At 32.7% G+C, this 23152-nt stretch carries 19 protein-coding genes; 10 read left to right on the top strand and 9 right to left on the bottom strand.

All coding sequences use genetic code 11. The annotated features are described in order from the left end of the window. The first annotated feature begins 114 nt into the window (after positions 1-114). The 5 genes from DFQ03_RS01470 (at position 115) to DFQ03_RS01450 (ending at position 7507) form a co-directional block, all read left to right on the top strand. Positions 115-3576, top strand: a complete 3462-nt coding sequence (locus tag DFQ03_RS01470; RefSeq protein WP_133671262.1) for a DUF4175 family protein — start codon at positions 115-117, stop codon at positions 3574-3576. Beyond that, positions 3569-3988, top strand: a complete 420-nt coding sequence (ybeY, locus tag DFQ03_RS01465; RefSeq protein WP_133671261.1) for an rRNA maturation RNase YbeY — start codon at positions 3569-3571, stop codon at positions 3986-3988. Before DFQ03_RS01470 ends, ybeY begins: the two co-directional genes overlap by 8 nt. 5 nt (positions 3989-3993) lie before the next feature. Then, on the top strand, positions 3994-5862 hold the full coding sequence (mnmG, locus tag DFQ03_RS01460) for a tRNA uridine-5-carboxymethylaminomethyl(34) synthesis enzyme MnmG (RefSeq protein ID WP_133671260.1): 1869 nt from the start codon (positions 3994-3996) through the stop codon (positions 5860-5862). A gap of 63 nt (positions 5863-5925) precedes the next feature. Next, positions 5926-6762 carry a class I SAM-dependent methyltransferase gene (locus DFQ03_RS01455; RefSeq protein ID WP_133671259.1) on the top strand — a complete coding sequence of 279 codons (837 nt, stop codon included), beginning with the start codon at positions 5926-5928 and terminating at the stop codon, positions 6760-6762. 238 nt (positions 6763-7000) lie between these two features. Further along, positions 7001-7507: an OmpH family outer membrane protein gene (locus tag DFQ03_RS01450; RefSeq protein WP_133671258.1), complete on the top strand. Its 507-nt coding sequence runs from the start codon at positions 7001-7003 to the stop codon at positions 7505-7507. A gap of 47 nt (positions 7508-7554) precedes the next feature. Here the strand turns inward: DFQ03_RS01450 and DFQ03_RS01445 are convergent, their stop codons facing one another. The 3 genes from DFQ03_RS01445 to rnr all read right to left on the bottom strand — a co-directional run bounded on the left by DFQ03_RS01445 (position 7555) and on the right by rnr (position 11199). After that, on the bottom strand, positions 7555-8235 hold the full coding sequence (locus tag DFQ03_RS01445) for a LysE family translocator (protein ID WP_133671257.1): 681 nt from the start codon (positions 8233-8235) through the stop codon (positions 7555-7557). A gap of 3 nt (positions 8236-8238) precedes the next feature. Beyond that, positions 8239-8919 carry a head GIN domain-containing protein gene (locus tag DFQ03_RS01440; protein WP_133671256.1) on the bottom strand — a complete coding sequence of 227 codons (681 nt, stop codon included), beginning with the start codon at positions 8917-8919 and terminating at the stop codon, positions 8239-8241. An 87-nt stretch (positions 8920-9006) separates the two neighbouring features. Beyond that, complete coding sequence (gene rnr / locus DFQ03_RS01435) at positions 9007-11199, bottom strand: ribonuclease R (protein ID WP_133671255.1); 2193 nt, start codon at positions 11197-11199, stop codon at positions 9007-9009. 647 nt (positions 11200-11846) lie between these two features. On the opposite strand from rnr, the gene DFQ03_RS01430 reads away from it, so the two are divergent. Then, complete coding sequence (locus tag DFQ03_RS01430; protein WP_133671254.1) at positions 11847-12278, top strand: RpiB/LacA/LacB family sugar-phosphate isomerase; 432 nt, start codon at positions 11847-11849, stop codon at positions 12276-12278. 109 nt (positions 12279-12387) lie between these two features. After that, on the top strand, positions 12388-12831 hold the full coding sequence (locus DFQ03_RS01425) for a GNAT family N-acetyltransferase (protein ID WP_133671253.1): 444 nt from the start codon (positions 12388-12390) through the stop codon (positions 12829-12831). A 48-nt stretch (positions 12832-12879) separates the two neighbouring features. Here DFQ03_RS01425 and DFQ03_RS01420 read toward each other — a convergent pair whose 3' ends face one another. Next, positions 12880-13254 carry a hypothetical protein gene (locus tag DFQ03_RS01420; RefSeq protein ID WP_133671252.1) on the bottom strand — a complete coding sequence of 125 codons (375 nt, stop codon included), beginning with the start codon at positions 13252-13254 and terminating at the stop codon, positions 12880-12882. Between the two features lie 150 nt (positions 13255-13404). Beyond that, positions 13405-14634 carry a DNA (cytosine-5-)-methyltransferase gene (gene dcm, locus DFQ03_RS01415; protein WP_133671251.1) on the bottom strand — a complete coding sequence of 410 codons (1230 nt, stop codon included), beginning with the start codon at positions 14632-14634 and terminating at the stop codon, positions 13405-13407. 56 nt (positions 14635-14690) lie between these two features. On the opposite strand from dcm, the gene DFQ03_RS01410 reads away from it, so the two are divergent. Then, a complete protein-coding gene (locus DFQ03_RS01410) occupies positions 14691-15884 on the top strand; it encodes an SH3 domain-containing C40 family peptidase (RefSeq protein ID WP_133671250.1) in 1194 nt (397 codons plus the stop codon). A 100-nt stretch (positions 15885-15984) separates the two neighbouring features. Then, positions 15985-16614 carry a hypothetical protein gene (locus DFQ03_RS01405; RefSeq protein ID WP_133671249.1) on the top strand — a complete coding sequence of 210 codons (630 nt, stop codon included), beginning with the start codon at positions 15985-15987 and terminating at the stop codon, positions 16612-16614. A 23-nt stretch (positions 16615-16637) separates the two neighbouring features. Here DFQ03_RS01405 and DFQ03_RS01400 read toward each other — a convergent pair whose 3' ends face one another. After that, positions 16638-18143, bottom strand: a complete 1506-nt coding sequence (locus DFQ03_RS01400; protein WP_133671248.1) for a S10 family peptidase — start codon at positions 18141-18143, stop codon at positions 16638-16640. 201 nt (positions 18144-18344) lie between these two features. On the opposite strand from DFQ03_RS01400, the gene DFQ03_RS01395 reads away from it, so the two are divergent. Further along, the gene (locus tag DFQ03_RS01395; protein ID WP_133671247.1) at positions 18345-19217 is read left to right on the top strand and encodes a 3-keto-disaccharide hydrolase; all 873 of its coding nucleotides are present in this window, start codon (positions 18345-18347) and stop codon (positions 19215-19217) included. A gap of 6 nt (positions 19218-19223) precedes the next feature. Here DFQ03_RS01395 and DFQ03_RS01390 read toward each other — a convergent pair whose 3' ends face one another. The 3 genes from DFQ03_RS01390 to DFQ03_RS01380 all read right to left on the bottom strand — a co-directional run bounded on the left by DFQ03_RS01390 (position 19224) and on the right by DFQ03_RS01380 (position 23142). Next, entirely contained in the window at positions 19224-20852 is a 1629-nt protein-coding gene (locus DFQ03_RS01390) for a S41 family peptidase (RefSeq protein ID WP_133671246.1), read from the bottom strand. Next, positions 20833-21216, bottom strand: coding sequence for a ribonuclease P protein component (rnpA, locus tag DFQ03_RS01385; RefSeq protein ID WP_133671245.1), 384 nt, complete (start codon positions 21214-21216; stop codon positions 20833-20835). The genes DFQ03_RS01390 and rnpA overlap by 20 nt, the downstream gene beginning before the upstream one ends. A gap of 72 nt (positions 21217-21288) precedes the next feature. Continuing rightward, positions 21289-23142, bottom strand: coding sequence for a M1 family metallopeptidase (locus DFQ03_RS01380; protein WP_133671244.1), 1854 nt, complete (start codon positions 23140-23142; stop codon positions 21289-21291). Between the last annotated feature and the right edge of the window lie 10 nt (positions 23143-23152).

The raw sequence follows: 23152 nt of genomic DNA, 5'->3' as shown, positions 1-23152 counted from the left end.
CAGCTAAATAGTACCGTTTAATTATGTAGTTATCAACAGGTCAGAGTTTTGATTTAACAAATATTTCCCAACAAACATTGGTGATAACCGTTATCTTGGTATAAAAAAGAACAATTGCAAGACTATCAGCACATTTTAGACCGATTAAATCAGTTTATACAAAAGCACTACTCTCAAGTTCTACTGAAAGGTATCTTATTATTCTTTGCCTTCGGATTACTGTTTTTCTTATTGATTTTAGGAGTAGAATATTTTCTATGGCTGAATACCACAGGAAGAATGATACTTTTCGGAATTTTTATAGCAGTTGAGCTATTTCTTCTTTTTAAATACATTTTAACTCCCATTTTCTACTTATTTAAACTAAAACAAGGTATCGGACCAAAAGGTGCCGCTCAAATAATCGGAAAACATTTTCCTGAAGTAGGAGATAAGCTTACCAATTTATTAGATCTAGCAAACGACCCGCAACAATCAGAATTATTACTTGCCAGCATAAACCAAAGATCAAAACAATTAGATCATATTCCATTTTCAAACGCAATAGATTTTAGAGATTCTTTGAAATATTCGAAATATGCTATAATTCCGATAGCCATAATAGCACTTTTATTCATTTCCGGTAACTGGAATACTTTTTTTGGCAGTTACGAACGCGTAGTTAATTATGAAATGGCTTATGAAAAACCAGCACCGTTCCAATTCGAAATATTTTCAAAAGATTTGAAAACGTTACAAGATGAAACCTTTACTATACAAGTTGCTACTAATGGGGAAGTAAAACCAGAGAACGTATATATTGAAATAGATGGCAAACAGATTCTTTTACAAAAAAACAATGGTTTGTATGAATATGTATTCACCCCACCGATATCCACAACGAACTTTAAATTCAAAGCAAATGAAGTAAGTTCTAGAGATTATACCTTAACAGCTTTAGAGACACCTTCTATTTTAGATTTCACCATGAATCTTACATATCCATCGTACCTGAACAAACAAAATGATACTATTAAAAGCACGGGAAACGCTGTAATACCGGAAGGAACCAAAATACAGTGGAAGATAAATGGAGAAAATACCGATAAGATTAATCTTTCTACAAAAGATACGGTAATACCGTTAAATAAAGAAAAAAATATCTTTCAATTAGAAAAACGAATCTATACTGATTTGAATTATGAACTAACCACTAACAACAAAAACGTACAAGATTACGAACGTCTAACCTATAATTTTAAAGTAATTAAAGATGCATACCCTTCAATAAAGGTTAATCAAGTTCTGGATAGTTTAAATCCGAATGTTTCTTACTACACTGGTAATGCAAGTGATGATTATGGTTTACGAAAAATAGATGTAGTGTATTTTCAAGTAGGAGAAGAGGAAAATAAGAATACGGTTAACCTATTAAAATCTACTTCTAATTACGAACAATTCTATTACACTTTCCCATCTGGTTTAGAACTTGAAGCAGGCAAAAGTTATGGCTTTTATTTTGAGGTTACGGATAACGATGCAATACATAATGGCAAGACGATAAAAAGCCAAATATACCAGCAGGTATTACTAAATGAAAATCAACTAAAAAACAAAGATTTAGAGTCCCAACAATCTCTCATAAGAGACCTTGATAAATCATTACAACAATCTAAAGAACAGAAGGAATCCTTAGAAGAGATTAATCAAAATCAGAAAGAAAAAAACAGTCTAAATTTTAATGATAAAAATCAGATAAAAGACTATCTAAAAAAACAAGAACAGCAAGAACAGCTGATGCAAAAATTCAGCAAAGAATTAAAAGAAAATCTAAATAAGGAAAATAAAGATGATAAATTAAACCAATTGTTACAAGAGCGATTACAACGCCAAGAAGAACAAGCAAAGAAAAACCAGCAACTCCTTGAAGAGCTTAACAAGGTAGCTGATAAGATTAAAAAAGAAGAGCTTACCAAAAAATTAGAGGAACTTGGTAAAAAACAACAAAACAGTCAGCGTAGTCTTGAGCAATTACTAGAATTGACCAAACGGTATTATGTAACTGAAAAGGCATCTCAAATTGCACGTGATTTAGAAGAGTTAGCTAAAAAACAAGAAGAACTTTCTCAACAAAATGAGGAAAATAATACCGCTCAAAAACAGAAAGAATTAAATAAAAAATTCGATGAGATTTCAGCTGAAATGGATGACCTTAAAAAAGACAATGAAAAGCTCAAAAAACCGATTGATATTAATTTAGAAAAAAGTAAAAAAGAAGGCATAAAAAAAGACCAAAAAAATGCATTGGAACAACTAGAAAAAAATGCAATAAACGACAAGAATAAACCAAACAGTACTGATGCGAATAAGAAGCAAAAATCTGCTGCAGAAAAGATGAAGGAAATGAGTGAACAACTTAGCGAATCATCTTCTGGTGGAGGCGGTGGTTCATCTGTAACTGAAGATGCAGAAATGCTGAGACAAATTCTTGATAATCTTATCATATTTTCTTTCAAACAAGAAACTTTATATGACCGACTAACAGCTAGAGAAGACCAAGATGCAACCCAGTATTCTGAAACCGTGCGTGATCAAAATGAATTGAAGGGTTTGTTTGAACATGTAGATGATAGTCTTTTTGCATTATCACTTCGCCAAGCTGAACTTTCAGAATTTGTAAATGAACAAATTACCGAAGTGTATTACAACATTGATAAATCTTTAGAAACTATGGCAGATGGTCAAATGTTTCAAGGTATTTCTCATCAAAAATATGTTTTAACTGCAGCAAATAGTCTTGCAGATTTTCTCGCCGAAGTAATGGATAATATGAATTCGAGTATGCAAATGGGAAAAGGTTCTGGAGAAAGTGAAGGTGGTTTTCAATTGCCGGATATCATCAAAGGTCAACAAGAGTTAGGTGAAAAAATGGGACAACAAGGTCAGTCTGGGAGTGAAGGAAAAGAAGGTAAAAGTGGAGAAGGTGGAAAACAAGGCGAACGTGGTAAACAAGGGGCTAACGGAAAAGAAGGAGAGAATGGAAATAACGGTGAAAATGGGAAAAATGGAGAAGGAAAAAACGGAAAAAATAGTGAAAATGGACAGGGTGGAGAAAACGGTCAAGGAAATAATGGCTCTAACGGTACAAACGGGCAAAGGCAAGGGTCAATGAGTGAAAGTGAGCTAAAAGAAATTTATGAAATCTATCAAAATCAGCAAAAATTAAGACAGGAATTAGAAAAACAACTTGAAAACATGATTAATTCCGATGACCAAAAACTAGGTCAAAAATTAATCAAACAGATGGAAGATTTTGAAAATGATCTTTTAGAAAATGGAGTAACACAACGTACTATCAACAAAGTCAATACTATACAGTATGAATTGTTGAAATTGGAAAACGCAGCACTTAAACAAGGAGAGAAATCTGAGCGAGAAAGTAATAGAAATACCAAAGACTTCACAAATCCTATTACTACTAAACCCTCATTATTAGATAATTATCATAATGAAGTTGAAATTTTAAATAGGCAAAGCTTACCTTTGCGGCAAAATTTTCAATCTAAGGTTAAAGAGTACTTCAAAGCAAATGATTAATTATAATTACCTAACTGACTTTAAACTTGTAGCAGAAAACAACTTCAATTCATGGATTACAGAATCTTGTGATACCGAAGGGTTTTCTATAATTGAACTTAACTATATTTTTTGTAGTGATGACTACTTGCTTAAAATAAATCAAGATTACTTACAACACGATTATCTAACAGACATTATCACTTTTGATTATGTGTCAGGAAAAAACGTTTCAGGCGACCTATACATTTCAATAGACCGCGTAAAAGAAAACGCAGAAGAGTTTAATGTTTCATTTGATAATGAATTAAAACGCGTAATGATTCATGGGGTTTTACATCTTATGGGTTATTCGGATAAATCGGATACAGCTACTGCCGAAATGCGCGCTAAAGAAGAAGAAAAATTAAAGCTGTTCCACGTGGAACAATAGAAGATATGTTTGGAGAAGAATATGATGTAATTGTAGTTGGCGGAGGACACGCCGGTGCAGAAGCGGCAGCGGCAGCTGCAAATTTGGGTTCAAAAACCCTATTAGTAACTATGAATTTGCAGAACATTGGTCAAATGTCTTGCAACCCAGCTATGGGAGGAATTGCAAAAGGACAAATTGTAAGAGAGATAGATGCTCTTGGTGGATACAGCGGAATTGTTTCAGACAAATCTGCAATTCAATTTAAGATGTTAAATAAATCTAAAGGACCTGCAATGTGGAGTCCGAGAACTCAGAACGATAGAATGCGTTTTGCTGAAGAGTGGCGTTTAATGTTAGAACGTACTCCCAATGTGGATTTTTACCAAGAAATGGTTTCAGGATTGTTAGTAGAAAATCATAAAGTTGTTGGTGTAAAAACTTCTTTGGGCATTGATATTAAATCTAAAGCAGTGGTATTAACCAACGGAACTTTTTTAAATGGACTCATCCATATTGGTGAAAAACAATTCGGTGGAGGTAGAGCAGGAGAAAAAGCTGCAACCGGAATAACGGAACAATTACTTGAATTAGGATTTGAAAGTGGAAGAATGAAAACAGGAACTCCTCCAAGAGTTGATGGTAGATCTCTTGATTATTCAAAAATGATAGTTCAACCGGGTGATGCAATACCTGAAAAATTCTCATATACAAATACAAAACCATTAGCACATCAACGCGATTGTCACATGACACATACGAGTGCTCTAGTACATGATTTGTTACGTGAAGGTTTTGATAGATCACCAATGTTCAACGGTAGAATAAAAAGTTTAGGTCCTAGATACTGTCCATCCATTGAAGATAAAATAAACAGATTTTCAGATAAAGACAGTCATCAAATGTTTATTGAACCTGAAGGATGGGAAACTGTAGAAGTATATGTGAACGGATTTTCAACTTCATTACCAGAAGATGTGCAATTTAAAGCTTTGCGTTCTGTTGTAGGTTTTGAAAAAGTAAAATTCTTTAGACCGGGTTATGCAATAGAATACGACTACTTTCCACCGACACAATTAAAACATACCTTAGAAACTAAACTAGTTGAAAATTTATATTTCGCCGGACAAATAAACGGAACCACTGGATATGAAGAAGCAGCATCGCAAGGTTTAATGGCTGGTATAAATGCACATTTAAAACTTAAAGAAGAAAATCCGTTAATACTTAAAAGAGACGAAGCATACATTGGCGTTTTAATTGACGACCTAATTACAAAAGGAACAGAAGAACCATATCGCATGTTTACTTCTCGTGCAGAATATAGAACACTACTAAGACAAGATAATGCAGATTTAAGATTAACACCTTTAAGTCATTCCATAGGTTTGTCAACAGATTCTAGAATGAAAAGAATGGAACAAAAACTAGAACAATCTGAAGCCCTTGTTAATTTCTTTAAAGAAACTAGTGTATTACCAAAAGACATAAATCCAATTTTCGAAAGTGTTGATTCATCTTTAGTAAAACAATCTGATAAAATGTATAAAGCATTTTCCAGACCCAATGTAACTATGGATCACATGCTTCAATTAGATGCGGTATCTAATTATATAAAAGAGAATAATTTCGATGGAGAAATTCTTGAACAAGCAGAAGTACAGATTAAATATTCTGGTTATATAGCTAAGGAAAAAGTTAATGCAGACAAACTTCACCGATTAGAAGCGGTAAAAATTCCTGCCAATTTTGATTACTCAAAATTGAAATCTTTATCTTTTGAAGCAAGAGAAAAAATGACAAAAATTCAACCGGTTACCATTTCTCAAGCTTCAAGAATCAGTGGAGTTACTCCGAGTGACATCAGTGTTCTTTTAGTTTATCTTGGAAGGTAGGGCAAATTGTTCCACGTGGAACAATGAAAATAAACATCACTTATAAACCATCTTTAGTTCAAAATGCCAAATCAAATTTCTAAAATATTAACCAAAGATTATTTAGTAACTCAAGAACCATTTGAATTAGAGTATAATCCTAAATTAGATATACTTGTAACCAAACCAGTACCTAAAGATTTAGGAAAATACTATGACCCTAATAATTATATTTCACACTCAGATTCTAGCAATGGTATCGTTGAAAATATTTATCAATTGGTTAAAAAATATACCCTAAATAAAAAAGTAAAATTAATTAAAGGACTTAATGTTGGTGAAAAAAAATTACTAGATATAGGATGCGGTACTGGCGAGTTTCTTTTTAATGCCAATAAAAAAGATTGGAATACTGTAGGAGTAGAGCTAAATGATAATGCAAGAAAGAAAGCATTAGATAAAAATTTAGAAATATATAAATCGCTAGATGATTTAAATAATAAAAAATTTGATGTTATTACCTTATGGCATGTACTAGAACATTTACCAAATTTAGACGAACAAATAAATAAAATAAGATCTCTTTTAAATAACAATGGTACACTTATAATTGCCGTTCCAAATTACAAATCATACGATGCTCAATACTACAAAGAGTTTTGGGCAGCTTATGATACACCAAGACATCTATGGCATTTTTCTCAAAATGCGATTAAAAATATTTTTAAAAATAAAAAAATAAAAGTAGTCAAAACGATTCCAATGTATTTTGATTCTTACTATGTATCACTTTTATCAGAAAAATATAAATCTGGTTCATCAAATTATTTCAAAGCGTTTTACAGAGGTTTTATCTCAAATATGAAGGCAAAGTCATCAAGTGAGTATTCTTCCCTAATTTATGTGCTTAAAAAAGAGTAAAAACCTATTTAAAAGAGATTTAAAGCATTATTTAATAAAACCTATATACAATATCAAATAAAACATAATAATAGCTTAAATACTACTTAAAACTTGTCTTTATAATAAGTAAAATCAATATTTATAAAAAATACAATAACAAATATCTATTTATATAGATATCTGTTAATTTATCTCTATTTAAAAATATTTTCATTCTAAAAGCTTTATTACTTTTACACCACATAAAAATGAAAAAATGAAAAACCTAATTGTAATTTTCGCTATCGCATTATTAGCATCTTGCCAACAAGAAAAAATTGGTTACGTGGATAACGTAAAATTGATGGATGAATATCAACAAAAAATTGATGTGGAATCTAAATTCAAAGTAAAGGCAGATGCCTTAGCTAAAACTAGAGATAGTATTTCTCAAGCTTTCCAATTAGAAGCACAAGCTTTTCAATCTAAAGCACAATCAATGTCTCAAGCAAAAGCTCAAGAAGAATATGCAGCAATGCAACAAAAAGGTCAGATGATCGGTCAACAACTTCAACAACAAGATCAACAATTGCAGATAGAAGGTCAAACCGAAATGGACAGCCTTGTATCAAAAGTTAAAGAAGAAATTAAAGCTTATGGTCAAACAAATGGATACTCTTATATTTTAGGTGGTGGAGATGGTGGCAGTGTTCTTTATGGAAAGGACGCTAATGACCTTACTGATGAAATAGTTAAATTACTTAACGATAAGTACAAGAAATAAAACTTTAATTTTATTCATAAAAAAAGCCGGTCAATAACCGGCTTTTTTTATTCTGTTATATTTGTTTCAAACCGCTCTAATTCCTGTTCTATATTGAATTGATCCTTAGGAAGAAATCCTTTTACTATCAAAACAATACCACATATAACTAATATAATTCCTATTATCTTTTTTACAATAATTATCCTTTTTGCAGTCAATTTTCGTTTCAACTGTTTAGCTAAAAGTATTTTAAAAATATCTGTTACAAAATAGGAGAGTAGTACTGTAGCAAAAAAAATAAAAAAGCGATTTGGTTGATTATCTAAGGAAGGACCAAAAATTATAATAATTCCTAACCAGAAAACAAGAACTCCGATATTAATAAAATTAAGTAGAAAACCTTTAATAAAAAGTCCGAAGAAATCAGACTTACGAATCTTCTTAGACTCATCTGGTATCACTTTTTTATCGACTTTGAAAAAAGTTACCAGTCCGTATATCAATAGAATAACTCCTCCAAATACATATAGACCAGGTTGATTACTTAAATTTTCAAGTAATTGAAAACTACTAAAATACGCCACAAGTATAAAAAGAACATCTGCGAGTAAAACGCCTAAATCAAAAGTAATTGCAGCTCTAAATCCTTTTACAGCACTTGTTTGTAAAAGCACAAAGAAAACCGGCCCAACCATAAAGCTTAGGAAAAAGCCTAAAGGAATTGCTGCCTGAATATCTTCTAACATGTACTATTGCATTCTTTTAATGGTACCGCCAAATACCGTTTTCTCTTCAAGTTTCTTTGGATTACCGAATACTAAAACTTCACCACCAGCTTTAACTGTAGCCTTCACATAATCCTTTGCATTTATCTCGGCTCTAGAACCAGCGTTTACATTTATAGTAGAAAAATTGGTAACAAATCCTTTACCTTCATAAATACCACCAGTATTTATCTGAACGTCTTGTAGATTTGAAGAACCAGCTGTTCTAATAATTCCGCCAGAGACTGACTTGATTAACATTTGCTCTACCTCTGCACTTACAATTAATTCACCTCCTTCTTGAGCTTTTAGTTCGAGAATATCTTGCTGAATAATATCTTCAGTAACAATTCTCGCGTCTTCATTTACATCAATAACCAATAAATCTGAAGCATAATATAAATCTATAAAAGTTTTATAGCCGCTAAAAATCTTACCTATTTGCATTCGTATTTTTAAAATACCATCGTTATTAACAATAGCTACCTTACTTGTATTTTCACCAGTTATGATAACTTTGTTTTCTGAAGATTTAATAAGATTAATAGATAAACCATCAAAACCTTTTAACTCTTTAAAAGGTTCTAAGTTTTGGGTAATCTCATTATCTTGGCCAGTAACCAAAAGACATCCTAAGAGAAACATTATAACTAAAACTTGTTTCATTCTTTTCTATGTAATTTATATAAGAATACATTTTATATTTGAAATGTATTCTTAATTCAGGCTTCTTATACCAAAATCTATTCCAAATTAATTATTGTTATCTGGAATTAAAGCAAAATCTAAATGTCTTTTAACTAAATCTGTACTTTTTACCATAACCGTAATCTCATCGCCCAAAGTATATTTCTTCTTGGTACGTTCACCTACGATAGCATATTGCTTCTCATCAAAGATATAATAATCTCCTTTGATGTCTCTAATACGTATCATGCCTTCACATTTGTTGGCTATAATCTCAACATAGATTCCCCACTCGGTAACACCACTGATAACTCCGCGAAATTCTTCATCTCTATGATCCTGCATGAATTTAATCTGCATATATTTAATAGAGTCACGTTCAGCACTTGACGCTAAATATTCCATATCAGAAGAATGCTTACATTTCTTTTCAAATTCTTCTGCATTTGCAGAATTACCACCATCTAAATAATGCTGTAACAATCTATGCACCATTACATCTGGATATCTTCTAATAGGAGAAGTAAAATGGGTATAATAATCAAAAGCTAAACCATAATGACCAATATTATCTATAGTATAAATCGCTTTACTCATACTACGTATGGTAAGCGTATCTACCATATTTTGCTCCTTTTTTCCCTTTACATCTTGTAATAATTGGTTCAAAGAAGAACTGATAGATTTCTTATCCTTAAAATCTAACTTATGTCCGAATTTAGAAACGATACCATTTAAAGCCATTAATTTATCTGGATCTGGATCATCATGTATTCTATAGACAAATGTCTTTTTAGGTTTTTGTTTACCAATAAATTCAGCCACTTTTCTATTTGCCAATAACATAAACTCTTCGATAAGTTTATTAGCTTCTTTAGATTCTTTAAAATAAACTCCAATAGGTTCGCTATTCTCATCAAGATTAAAACGAACTTCAACTTTATCAAAAGAAAGCGCACCTTGATCCATACGCTTAGCACGCATAATTTTAGCGAGTCTATCCATTTCTAATGTAGCCTCTACAACATCATTAGAAACGCTATATGCAGTTTCTCGTATCGATATATCTTCAGGAATATTTCCGTTACCGTTCTCTATGATATACTGAGCCTCTTCATATGCAAAACGTTCATTAGAATCAATTACAGTTCTTCCAAACCACTGATTTCTTATTATTGAATTATTATCTAATTCGAAAATAGCAGAAAAAGTATATTTTTCTTCATTAGGTCTTAATGAACAAGCATTGTTAGAAAGTACTTCTGGTAACATAGGTACTACACGATCTACTAAATAAACCGATGTTGCTCTTTCATAAGCTTCATCATCTAAAATGGTATCTTTTTGTAAGTAGTGAGAAACGTCGGCAATATGTATTCCTATTTCATAATTACCATTTTCTAATTTTTGAAAAGATAATGCATCATCAAAATCTTTTGCATCTTTTGGATCTATAGTAAACGTAAGAACATCTCGTATATCTCTACGCTTTTCTATTTCTTCTTCTTTAATGCTAGTATCTAGCCCATCTGCAAAGTTCTGTACATCTGCAGGAAAAGAATATGGTAAACCATACTCTGCTAAAATGGAATGAATTTCAGTATCATGTTCACCCGGTATACCTAATACATCGGTAACTTTACCAAAAGGAGAATCTACATCATCGGGCCAATCGGTGATTTCTACTAAAACCTTTTCACCATCGTTTGCTCCATTTAATTTATCTTTTGAAACAAAAATATCGGTGTACATTCTAAAATCTGAAGGTCTTACGAATGCAAAAGTTTTTTGCATATCAACAATACCAACGAATGTTGTTTTATATCTTTCAAGTACTTTAACTATTTCACCCTCAAGCTTTTTACTCTTATTTCGAGGGTAGATATATACTTCTACTTTATCTTTATGAAATGCTTTGTTTAATTTATTGGCCGGTATAAAAATATCATCGTCCATACCTTCGACAACAATATATGCATTACCTTTTCCTGTAACATCTACAGTACCTTCATGATAGCTTTTAGTATCTTCTAAAACTTTGTACTGACCTCTATCTACTTCTTGTATTCTTTTTTTCTCTTTAAGCTCAGTTAACCTTTTAATAAGGGTGTTTCTATCTTGAGCATCTGTAATATTTATTTTAGCAGCAATCTGCTTATAGTTGAAACTTTTATTCGGCTCCTTTTCAAGAACGGTAAAAATTCCTCTTGTAATTTCGTTCTTTCTATGATTCTTCGCCTTCTTATTCTTCTTCGACATTAAACTTTTTATTTGTTGGAAAATTACGAATTATAATCCACTAGCTGTTATTCAACTTCTTATTCAAAAGTTAAGAAAACGAGTTGTTATTAACATATATATCATATTAGGCATTTTTTCTTTTAAATTAAATTAAATATTAATGATTATTATAGCTTGTTAATATCTAGAATAAGTTATTTCAATTTTATTTGCCTTTATGAGATACTAATACTTGTTGACAATATGTTTTATGAAACTATAATTGAAAATCAGTATTTTGAGAAGTTATTAAACACGGTTTATAAGTGCTATTAACATGAATTTATTAATAACTAAATGTAATTTTAATGTTAACTAGGGGTATTAATTTGATGAAAATCCTCTAATAGTTTCTAATATTTAAATTCGTCTTCAGAGGATTAAAAGTGTAAGCAGATGTTAACTTTAATAACCTAATTTTTTAGCAACTTTTTCTAAACAATTTATGCATTAAGTAATCTCGCTTATAACATACTAATTAACAATTTTAATTTCTAGTCTAACAAGAATTGTTGTGAACCCTTAGTTTTTTGTTGTGAATGCCTGATTATTGTACCTTTAGCATAGTTTTGTTCCACCCCCACTGGATATAAACCTTGAACTATTAACCTTTAAATATAAAGTATATGAAAATAGCTATTGGTAACGACCATGCTGGTACTGAATACAAGTTAGCTATTATAGGTTTACTTAAATCTATACATATTGAAGTTATTAACTATGGTACAGATGGTACTGATAGTGTTGATTATCCTGACTTTGCACACCCTGTGGCTCTTGATGTTGAAAATGGTATTGCAGATTATGGAATTATAATCTGTGGTAGCGGTAATGGGGCTTGTATGACCGCTAATAAGCAACAAAATGTGAGAGCTGCTCTATGTTGGACAAAAGAGATAACTAAATTAGCTAGAGAACATAACGATGCCAATATTTTGAGTTTACCGGCAAGGTATATTTCTTTACCTCAAGCACTTGAGATGGTTTCTACATTTTTAAATACTTCTTTCGAAGGTGGTAGACATGAACGTAGAATTGAAAAGATTCCGCTTCAATAGATAGTTATTACAACTATGTTGATAACCCTAAATAGTTATTACAAATACTTAATAATCAAATATTTAGATAGTTATAGATATGAACATATCTAGTTAATTAAGCAAATTCATGTTAGATATAAAGGTAATTGGTTTTGAAGAGTTCGATAGTAAAGAACTATATAATGTGCTACAATTGCGAAGCGATATTTTTGTTGTAGAACAAGATTGTGTTTATCTAGATTTAGATGGTAAAGATGAAAAAGCTATTCATGTAATCGGATTTAAAGACAACACAGTAGTAGCTTATACGCGAATTTTTAAACCAGGCGATTATTTTGACCAAGCAAGTATTGGTAGAGTAGCAGTACATAAGGAATATAGAAAATTTGGTTATGGCAAAGTAATTATGGAAGCTTCTATTAAAGCTATAGAAGACCGTTTTAGTGAAAATAAAATTAAAATTTCAGCTCAAAAATATCTTACCAAATTCTATACTGATTTAGGATTTAATGCAACAGGAAAAGAGTATTTGGAAGACGGTATACCGCATATAGAAATGATCAAAAAATAAGAAAGTCCGCAAATAGCGGACTTTCTTTTGTATAAATTATTTTAATTTTTAAATTTTGATGGGTGTTTTATTACTTAAGTTAATATCCTCAAGCATATTATCGGTAAACTTATAATGACCTTTAGTAGTAATAATCCTAAATCTGTTAGAGTTCATTCTACTTAAGGTATCTAAAAACAACCATTTAGATTTCAGTAATCTTGTCTTTGGTGATTTTAGGCTTATATCAAAATAATACTTTCTTCCATTTTTGATAGCCACTATGTCTGGTGTAACGTTGTCTTCCATACCTTTTCTTGCGTATGATTTCGGAGTTTCATAACCCTCCATATCAGCTTTAATATTCTCAAAACCGGTGGCTTCTAAATGTTGAATTGACTTTTCTAAAAATTCTACGTTTTCTGACTTTTCTACTTTTACCATACCTAATAAAATAACAAAAAAAAGGACAATTCCTAATTTTAAACGTTGATTAACAATATGTTGTGCTTAAAGACAGATTTTATATAACTATTTTTTAAAACAAAACAAAAGCAAAAAATGTTCTATAAATCTAAAGAAGAGAAAGTTATATTAAGCAGATTTTATTTTTTCTGAAAGTACTTCACCTATTTTTCTAACCACACCTACAACCAAGGCATTGCCCATAAAAAATGCTCTTTTAGTATTTGATATGCCTTCGAGTAACGTATGATTATCGGGGAACATATTTAAACGTTCCAATTCTACAGGAGTTAATCTACGCAACCCTTCTTTGGTGTTGATAACATGTTTAAAGCGCGATGCACTTTTACCACCTTCACCTGTAATGATTGTTCTTGAAGCATTGTCTAACGCATCCGGAAAAATCATACTACCTTCATTATAATGATAAGCAAAACCAGATTTAGAAGTACGGGTTTCTTTCTTTGCACCTTTTAAATAATACCATTTATCGTAATCCTGTTCAGGAATATAAAATTCTTCAGGTATTTTTTCTTTCTGTAAAATATCTGCTAAGACTGATCTTTTACCAATATAACTAGCCATTGATTTAGTAGTATATACTTTTCCTTTTATGAAGACTCCGGTATTTTGAAATGGAGATAATTTTTCACCCAGATTAAAATTTTCAGATAGTGATACTAGGTCATTGGTTATATCAAAAGAAATTATTTTTGAAGAAGTGCTTGTTATTGGAAAAGCCGTTGCTATGGTTCCCTTTTCAAAGATCCAATCTTCAGCTTTGGTTTTTTTAAATTGTTTATAAAGCGGAGTAGACTTATGGTAGCCTAAGAAAAAAATACGTCTTCGTCTTTGCGGCATTCCGTAATCTGCAGCGTTAATAACTCTCCATTCTACAGCATAACCTAAGTCGTCTAAACTTTTAAGCATAATGGCAAAATCTCTACCTCTTTGATTTGATGGAGATTTCAATAATCTGTCTACATTTTCAAGAAATAGATATTTAGGAGGATTTTTCTTTTCCGATAAAATTCTATGAATACTCCACCATAAAACCCCTTTTTTACCAATAAGACCTTTAGAATTATTTAATGTAGCCGCTACGGAATAATCTTGGCAAGGAAAACCACCCACTAAAATATCTGCATCAGGTATGTCTTTGGTCGGTACTTCAGAAATATCTTCATTTCTGTGGTTTTCAGAGCCAAATCTAGCTTCATAGACTGTTGAGGCATGCTGTGCTTTTGTACTAGGCTCAAATTGATTGCTCCAAACTACCTCGAAGTTCTCAGTATCCTCTAATCCTAAGCGAAATCCACCAACACCCGCAAAAAGTTCTATGACCTTTAGTTTCTTCATTTGCGATAAAATTACATAATTTCACAAGGCTAATACTATTAGAAATTATTTTACGGATGAAGAGAATTATGTTAAAGAGGGCTTTTGTATTGATTTTGATTGTTTTAAATACAGCATGTGGGCTTCATATGGATGAAAAGAAATTATTGGTTCAAGAAATTGAAATTATAAAGAATGCTTTTGCGCCAGATAAACGAACGGCTCTTTTTAATTTAGAAGTATTAGATGGTCCGTCAGGCTTTACTATGGTCGGTGAAACTAATTTACCGCTAGCTGTAGATTCTTTAAATAATCTTTTAAAAGAAAAAGGGATTAATGCTACCAACGAAATAAAAATTTTACCTGCAGATGAATTAGAGGGTATGACCAAGGCAGTTATTAACATCTCTGCCGCCAATCTTAGAAGTAATCCTAAACATTCAGCAGAATTAGCAACACAGGCTACTTTAGGAACCGTTGTTAATGTTCTAAAAAAAGAAGGAGATTGGTATCTGATACAAACACCAGATAAGTATTTGGCATGGGTTAATCTTGGTGGAATTCAATTAATGAATACCAAGGATATTGAAAATTGGTCAACCGCAGATAAAATCATTTATACGAATACCTATGGGCATGCATTTAGTTCTGAAGAGGCTAAGAATAGAACATCGGATATCGTTGCCGGAAGCATATTAAAACTATTAAGTAGTGATGAAGAGTTTTATAAAGTTGAATTTCCAGATGGTAGAGAAGCTTATATTTTGAAGCATGAAGCACAAGAATATGAGACATGGTTATCTAGTTTAGATTATACGGTAGAATCACTTATAGCAACCTCAAAAACATTGATGGGCGTACCTTATTTATGGGGCGGCACATCTACAAAAGGTGTTGATTGTAGTGGCTATACAAAGACTATTTATTATTTGAACGGTATGGTAATACCACGTGACGCTTCTCAACAAGTACACGCTGGTAAACCGATAGATTCAATTGCAGATTTCAGTAAATTAAAGAAAGGTGATTTATTGTTCTTTGGAAGAAAAGCAACGGAAACCACTTCAGAAAAAGTAGTTCATGTGGGTATGTGGATAGGTAATAATCAATTTATACATTCATCTGAAATGGTACGTATTAGCAGTGTTGACAAAGAATCCCCAAATTACGATTCATATAATGTAGGGCGTTATCTAAGAACCCAAAGAGTATTAAACGAAGATGATCCTTTGCTTCAAAAGCTAAATATTACAAAACCGATAAAAGATTAAAAGTTTTGTTTTTAAAAGAGGTGTTTCATCGATTTTAAGACAAATAATATAACATTGTAATAATGCGCTCGTTTTAGATTAGAACGATCATTTACTTACTATGAAAAAAACAATTCTTCTAGTTTTAATCTGCTGTTTTGTAGGATCATCTATTACCATCGCTCAAAGCGATACCGCTACTCTATATTTTAAGAACGGAAATAAACTTCAGGGTTTGGCAAAGCTTGTAAATGGCGACCAAGTAAAATTCAAAAAATTTAAAGGGGATAAGTCTCAAAAATACCATTTTGAAAATTTAGAGCAAGTAGTTATCAATGATAGGGTTGAGCCAACTACCTATATTTACTTAGAAACTAGCGATGGCTATTTTAATGTAGTAAGAGAACTTGAAATAGGTGCTGTAAATTTATATGTTCTTGAACAAACAGGCTATTCTGCCCCAATGTTCGTTGGTGGTACAAATGGGCAAATGAACATGATGCATGGTAATTATTACGATATAAAAAACTTATATGTTACTAAAGGAGTTAAAGGAGAAGTAACCCACTTGGGATCAAATCAGCTATTTAGTAAAAACTTTAAAAATGCAGCTTCAGATTATTTTTCCGATTGCCCTGAGTTAGTGGCTAAAATTCAAAATAAAGAATACAAGAAAAAGCACATTAGAGACATTGTTAATTTTTACAATCTACAATGTAATGATCAGCATGTGCTTATTCTTAAAAAATAGTGCTACTCTAATTTATATATTTCCTAATCTGCAGTAATAAACTCGCGTATATCTTTACTTAGTTTAATAAAATCTGTTTCATGTGTATACATCATATGACCTGCTTCATAATATTTCATTTCAACACGATCCTTAACAATACCGTTTCTATCGAAAGTAAATTCGGCATCAAAAAACGGAGTAATTAAATCGTAATATCCACTAGCAACTAGAACTTTCATTGCTGTATTTCTTCGCATAGTTTCCCCAAGATCCGGAGCTGTATTTACGGGCATAGGCTCCCAGTATTTACCGTCTGGTACTGTTCTCCATCTCCAATTAGACCCACCTCCAGAAGTAATATATGGTCTATCCATTTTCACCTTTAATTCTGATGCAAAATAATGATTTAAGCTAGCCGTATAGGCAGCACTAATTTGGTAACTGGCGGCATCTCCCAAATGTGGTTTTTCAGAAACCTTATCTTCTTCATCACCCATAAATCGTCCGTCTAATCTGCCAATTGCCAAGCCTTTATCTTCTAGTAGTTTTTTCTGAAAACGACCCATTAAAATTCTCAAATTAGATTGTAGAATATATGCTTTATCCAATCCTGTAAAATATGAGAGTTTTTCAGCCAAGGTGTCCTTTTCTACATCGCTCAAAGAATTGCCTTTATATAAAGATGGCACATAGGTATTGTATGTAAAATCTCTACATTCTTGTGTAAAGTTTTCTAAAGATTTGCCCTGCCCCGCTTTTTTATGATACCAGGCTGTTGCGGCCATGCTAGGTAAATAGGAAATAAATGAAGTAATATTATTTGATATTGATGTAGAGCCTGCATAATCTAATGCTTGTGATATTAATATCATTCCGTTAAGGGCCATGTTTTGACCAGAACCTTCTAAAGTTTTTCCAAGAGCCGCGGCACGGGTAGTTCCATAACTTTCGCCCGCTAAATATTTAGGTGAAAACCAACGTTCGTTTTCGGTCACCCATTTTCTAATAAATTGGGCAAAAGAATTTACATCCTCTTTTAATCCGTAGAAATCTTTTCCCTCACCTTTCCCCACCAACCTGCTATATCCGGTACCTACAGGATCAATAAATACGAAATCAGTAATATCTAACAAACCATGTTCATTGTTTACTAGTTTGTACGGTGCTGCACCATCATCAGATTTAGCGTCAGAATCTACTTTTACAATTTTAGGTCCGAAGAATCCCATATGTAACCACATAGAAGCAGAACCTGGCCCACCATTAAAAACAAAGGTTACCGGTCTTTTGGAAACATCTCCCATATTTGTTTTGGTATAGGCAACAGACCAAAAAGTAGCAATAGAATCCCCTTCTTTATTGGTTAAGAAAGTTTCTTTAGCTGTTGTGGTATAGTCTATAGTTGTACCTCCGAAAACTCCTTTGTGCTTCGTTACAAAAGACTTCACTTCAGGTATAGGTTTAGTTTCGATTTCCTTTTTTGGTTCTTGAGCTTCCGAAAATTGAAGAAACAATAGACAGGTCACTAATAAAAGTAGATTTCTCATTTTGAGTAAAAGTATTGATGGTGTTGTTAGTTTATACTTTTAAAAGTAACGATAATAAATGAACAGATTTACTGGTATTGAATTGAATATGTTTCAAAATTTACATCACCAAAAATATCAGAACATTGAGTATATTTAGAAGTACATTTTTAGCATTAGTTCCCCCTTCGCATAAATTATATTAAACCAAATACGATCAACATGAAAATACACAATATTAAATCTCAAATACTCATAACTACACTTTTGTTATTTTTAGGATACGGAGTATGTAATTCGCAAGAATCATACGATGGATGGGAAACCATGTTCAACGGTAATAATTTAGATGGGTGGACAAACAAAGTACATCATTATGATGTAGGCGATAACTATGCAGATACCTTTAGGGCAGAAGATGATATGGTGAAGGTTAGATATGATAAATATGAGGGGGATTTTAATAACAGGTTTTCACATTTATACTTTGACAAGCCTTTTTCAGATTTTCATTTTACGGTGCAGTATAGATTTGTAGGTGAATTATATAAAGGCGCACCAGAGTATACAATTCTAAACAGTGGTGTAATGTTTCATTCGCAAGATCCAAGAACCATGTTAAAAGAACAAGATTGGCCTATTAGTGTTGAAATACAATTTTTAGCGGGAGTAGAAGAGGGCAAAGAACGCCCAACGGGTAACATGTGTTCACCAGGTACAGATGTTGTTTACGAAGGTAAAATTGACCCTAGACACTGTATCAACTCAACTTCAGATACGTATTATGGTAATCAATGGGTAACGGCAGAACTAGTTGTTTATCATGATTCATTGGTTAAACATATTATCAATGGTAAAACAGTGTTAGAGTATGAAAAACCACAAATCGGAGGTGAAGTAGCTAAAGGCTATGACCCAATAATGAAACAAGATGGTAAGTTGTTAACAGAAGGTTTTATTGCCTTACAAAGTGAAGGTCAGCCCATTGATTTTAAAAATATAAAAATTAGAAATTTAAAAGGTTGCACAGACCCAAAGGCAACTAACTATAAAGCGTATTACCAAGTATCAGATAAAGAAGCTTGCACCTATTAATGTTATCTATTTTAAGATAGCGCTGTACTTAGAATTGTTACTTAATAATTCGGTTGCCGCTAAAATAGCATCATCATTGTTAAGGTAATATTGGTATAGACCATCTCTGTAGAAGTAACGCTTAACGATTTCATCTTCTAAGTTCTTTTGAATCTCGCTTTGGTATTTGTCTATCGCGTTGATTTTACCTTTTTCAATGTTCGCTAACAAGGTTTTGTAGCTATCCTTTACATCTGAACCTAAAAAGTCGTTTTCATCGCCTGAGAGCGCCTTTTTGATTGCCTGTTCTGCCTTGGTCTCAAAAGAGAAGTTACTTTTCTTTACATAGTTTTTAAAGGCATTAAAATCAGCATCTGTAAATTTAAAGTCGCCTACATTGTTATACGTATGTGTATAATGATAGTTGGTAGCATAATCAAAAATGATATTGTTTTGTAATAAGGCCAATGTAAGGTCATTGGTTTTAGAAGTTGCCACTTCAATATCTGGTAAAATACCCCCACCGTCTTGTACTTTTCTACCATTACGGGTAGTAAAATCATTAAAGGTAGTGTTACGCACGGCATTACCACTTTCATCGCGGTTCCAATAATCTAATGATTGTATACAACGACCAGAAGAAGTGTAATACCGAGATATGGTAACCTTTAGCTGTGTACCATATGTTAATTTAAGCGGGCGTTGCACCAAACCTTTTCCAAAGCTTCTGGCACCCATTATTACCGCTCTATCCAAATCTTGTAAACTACCAGAAACAATTTCACTGGCAGAAGCGCTGCTTCCGTTTACCAACACTACAAGAGGAATTTCTTCATCTACAGCTTGATTGTTGGTATGATATTCTCGATTGAATTTTTTAACCTTAGATTTTGTGGTCACCACCAATTCCCCTTTTGGAACAAACAAGTTGGTGACATTAATAGCTTCCGATAACAATCCGCCAGGATTTCCTCTAAGGTCTAAAATGATTTTTTCAGCACCTTTTCCTTTTAAATCTAATAAGGCAGATTTTGTCTGTTCTGTTGCTTTGGCATTGAACTTTGCAAGAACAATATACCCTGTTTTGTTATCGATCATTTTAAAGAAAGGAACCGCATCTACTTCTATCCCTTCACGGGTTATACTTGTGGTGTTTAATTTACCTTGTCTTTTATAACTAACATTTATGGTTGATCCGTTAGCCCCTTTTAAAAGCTCACTGGCATTATCTTCAAAATCGGCTACTTTGATATCTCCGATTTGTACAATTTCATCACCGGCCTTTAATCCCGCTTTATCTGCGGGGTATCCTTGGTGTGGTTCAATAATTAACAATTTATCATCAAAAGAACGAACCATAGCACCAATACCAGAATATTCGCCAGCATTGTTTATACGATACGTTTCAACATCTTGTTCGTTTAAAAATTTGGTGTAAGGATCCAATTCCTCTAGCATATTTTTAATGGCGGTATCCATTAATTCTGCAGGGTTGGTTTCGTCCACATAGTTCATGTTCAATTCTTTGAACAAGGTGGTAAAGATTTCGATCTGTTTGGCTATTTCGAAAAAGTCACTTTTATAACTACTTCCCACAAATAGAAAAGCGATGGCGATTATGGGTACAAGTACTTTTTTACTTACTATTTTTTTCATCAATCTGTAGCTTAAACTTGTTTAAAACGAGCTTCATTTTATGATCTAACTGCTCAAAGGTGGGCATATCCTTACCAAGGTATAAAAATAGAAACGCAAAGTTTGCATCTGTATTGTTAAAAACCAGTGCTTTATTAAGTCTATAAGACTCTCTCAGTAAACGTTTAATCTTGTTTCTATCGACCGCACTTTTAAAATTTCGCTTAGATACGGTAACTGCGGTTTTAATAGGCACTTCTTTTTTCTCTACGGATAGATAAATTAATTTCAACGGATAAACGGAAATACCCTTACCCTCTTCAAATAATTGGGTAATGAGAATTTTACTTTTTAGTTTTTCCTTTTTGCCGAAGGATGCATCCATTATAAAAGAAGTATTGAAAAGAATTAGCCCCCAATGTGGGGGCGTAAATATCTTAAAGTTTAGCAAAAGAAACTACTCCGCTTGCCAAACATTGTTCTCTAAATTGACATCTGCCATTAATTGAGAAGGATCAATAACAATAGCTTGTATCGTAGAAATTGGTTTGTTGATTTCAAAATCATACGTTGGGTAGGCCCAAGCCCAGTCTTTAATAATAGTTCTTTCAATACCTTCATATGGGTTCTCTTTTTCACCTCGCATCATACGCAAAGGGGCATAAAAAGTTTCTCTACTACCATCATTATATACAACTAGTATATCTAAAGGCATTGGCATTAACCCTATACGTTCTAAAGTTACTTTAGTGTTGTTTTCTGCTGCCACAACATCTTTAATATTGTAATCAATAGTATTGGTGGTTTGTGTCCAATCTGTTAAATACCAATCTAGTTCAAAGCCAGATACTTTCTCGGCAACACGTTTGATGTCATTTGGTACAGGGTGCTTAAATTTAAACTCATCATAATATTGACGAATAGTTTCCATCAATTTATCTTGACCGATAACATAGCCAAGTTGAGATAAAAATATAGAACCTTTGCTGTATGCAGAAATACCGTAGGCAAAGTTAAGAGCGTAACGATCCGCGTACGTACCTTGAGGTTGTTCTTTACCGGAAAGTGCTAAGTTTCTATACCCTTTATAAGTCCCCTCAAAAGGATTCTCTTTTTCATAGTCCAATATTTCAGTCATACAGAGTTTAGATATAAATGAAGTAAACCCTTCATCCATCCATTCATGTTTAGCTTCGTTTGTAGCTAATATATGTTGAAACCAAGAGTGAGCCATTTCATGTACCATAACACCCACTAGGCTACCAAATTTACGGTTACCTGTAATTAGTGTAGACATCGCATACTCCATACCACCATCACCACCTTGAATAACCGAATATTGATCATATGGGTATTTACCAATATTTTTACTGAAAAACTGCATAGCCTCAATAGTTTTAGGCTGTAGGTTTTTCCAGTTTTCTATGATTTTTGGGTCGTTTTTGTAAAGGAAATGAAGTACAGGTCCGTCAGGTACTTGTTGAATATCATGAATATATTCTGGATCTGCAGCCCACATAAAATCATGTACCATTGGTGCTTTAAAATGCCACGTTAATGTCTTGCCTTTTTGTTTTTTAATTTTGGTACCAGGTGTTTCATAACCATGACCTATTTCGTTAGGGTTTTGTAAATAACCTGTTCCACCAACAGTATACTCTTTGTCAATGGTCAATTTTACATCAAAATCTCCCCAAACCCCCTGAAATTCACGAGCAATGTATGGATCTGCGTGCCAACCTTCAAAATCATATTCAGCCAATTTTGGATACCATTGACTCATAGATAAGGCAACACCTTCTTCACTATTTCTACCCGAACGTCTGATCTGTAAAGGTACTTGACCTTTGAATTCCATATTAAAAGTAGACTTAGCGCCGGCTGCGATTGGCTTAGCTAAATCAACAACCAACACCGTTCCTTCTTCAGAAAAAACAACCTCGCTTCCGTCTTGTGTTAAAGTTGTAGCATGTAGATATCCTATTTCACTATCGGTAAGTGAAGCAATTCTACTTTTCTTATCGGGCGTAGTCATTCTATCATCTGGATCGGCAATTGTTTGTAGACGAATATCCATTTCACTACCTGGCTGAAAAGCGTTGAAATACAAATGGAAATAGACACGTTTCAACTCATCTGGAGAGTTGTTTGTGTATACCAAAGTTTGGGTACCGGTATATTGAAAACTTTGAACATCCATATTAACGTCCATGGTATAATCAACATGTTGTTGCCAGTAGTCGGTCTTGTTTTGAGCCAGCAATCCTATTGAGAAAATTGCGGTTAGAAATGTAAAAAATGATTTAGTCATATGAGTAATA

The sequence above is a fragment of the Maribacter caenipelagi genome, from assembly GCF_004364175.1.
Taxonomy (GTDB): domain Bacteria; phylum Bacteroidota; class Bacteroidia; order Flavobacteriales; family Flavobacteriaceae; genus Maribacter; species Maribacter caenipelagi.
This window is presented reverse-complemented; position numbering and strand designations above follow the sequence as displayed.

Coding starts and splice junctions, on each gene's coding strand:
- ybeY (WP_133671261.1), top strand. CDS start 3,569: ATGATTAATTATAATTACCTAACTGACTTTAAACTTGTAGCAGAAAAC.
- mnmG (WP_133671260.1), top strand. CDS start 3,994: ATGTTTGGAGAAGAATATGATGTAATTGTAGTTGGCGGAGGACACGCC.
- DFQ03_RS01455 (WP_133671259.1), top strand. CDS start 5,926: ATGCCAAATCAAATTTCTAAAATATTAACCAAAGATTATTTAGTAACT.
- DFQ03_RS01450 (WP_133671258.1), top strand. CDS start 7,001: ATGAAAAACCTAATTGTAATTTTCGCTATCGCATTATTAGCATCTTGC.
- DFQ03_RS01445 (WP_133671257.1), bottom strand. CDS start 8,235: ATGTTAGAAGATATTCAGGCAGCAATTCCTTTAGGCTTTTTCCTAAGC.
- DFQ03_RS01440 (WP_133671256.1), bottom strand. CDS start 8,919: ATGAAACAAGTTTTAGTTATAATGTTTCTCTTAGGATGTCTTTTGGTT.
- rnr (WP_133671255.1), bottom strand. CDS start 11,199: ATGTCGAAGAAGAATAAGAAGGCGAAGAATCATAGAAAGAACGAAATT.
- DFQ03_RS01430 (WP_133671254.1), top strand. CDS start 11,847: ATGAAAATAGCTATTGGTAACGACCATGCTGGTACTGAATACAAGTTA.
- DFQ03_RS01425 (WP_133671253.1), top strand. CDS start 12,388: ATGTTAGATATAAAGGTAATTGGTTTTGAAGAGTTCGATAGTAAAGAA.
- DFQ03_RS01420 (WP_133671252.1), bottom strand. CDS start 13,254: ATGGTAAAAGTAGAAAAGTCAGAAAACGTAGAATTTTTAGAAAAGTCA.
- dcm (WP_133671251.1), bottom strand. CDS start 14,634: ATGAAGAAACTAAAGGTCATAGAACTTTTTGCGGGTGTTGGTGGATTT.
- DFQ03_RS01410 (WP_133671250.1), top strand. CDS start 14,691: ATGAAGAGAATTATGTTAAAGAGGGCTTTTGTATTGATTTTGATTGTT.
- DFQ03_RS01405 (WP_133671249.1), top strand. CDS start 15,985: ATGAAAAAAACAATTCTTCTAGTTTTAATCTGCTGTTTTGTAGGATCA.
- DFQ03_RS01400 (WP_133671248.1), bottom strand. CDS start 18,143: ATGAGAAATCTACTTTTATTAGTGACCTGTCTATTGTTTCTTCAATTT.
- DFQ03_RS01395 (WP_133671247.1), top strand. CDS start 18,345: ATGAAAATACACAATATTAAATCTCAAATACTCATAACTACACTTTTG.
- DFQ03_RS01390 (WP_133671246.1), bottom strand. CDS start 20,852: ATGAAAAAAATAGTAAGTAAAAAAGTACTTGTACCCATAATCGCCATC.
- rnpA (WP_133671245.1), bottom strand. CDS start 21,216: ATGGATGCATCCTTCGGCAAAAAGGAAAAACTAAAAAGTAAAATTCTC.
- DFQ03_RS01380 (WP_133671244.1), bottom strand. CDS start 23,142: ATGACTAAATCATTTTTTACATTTCTAACCGCAATTTTCTCAATAGGA.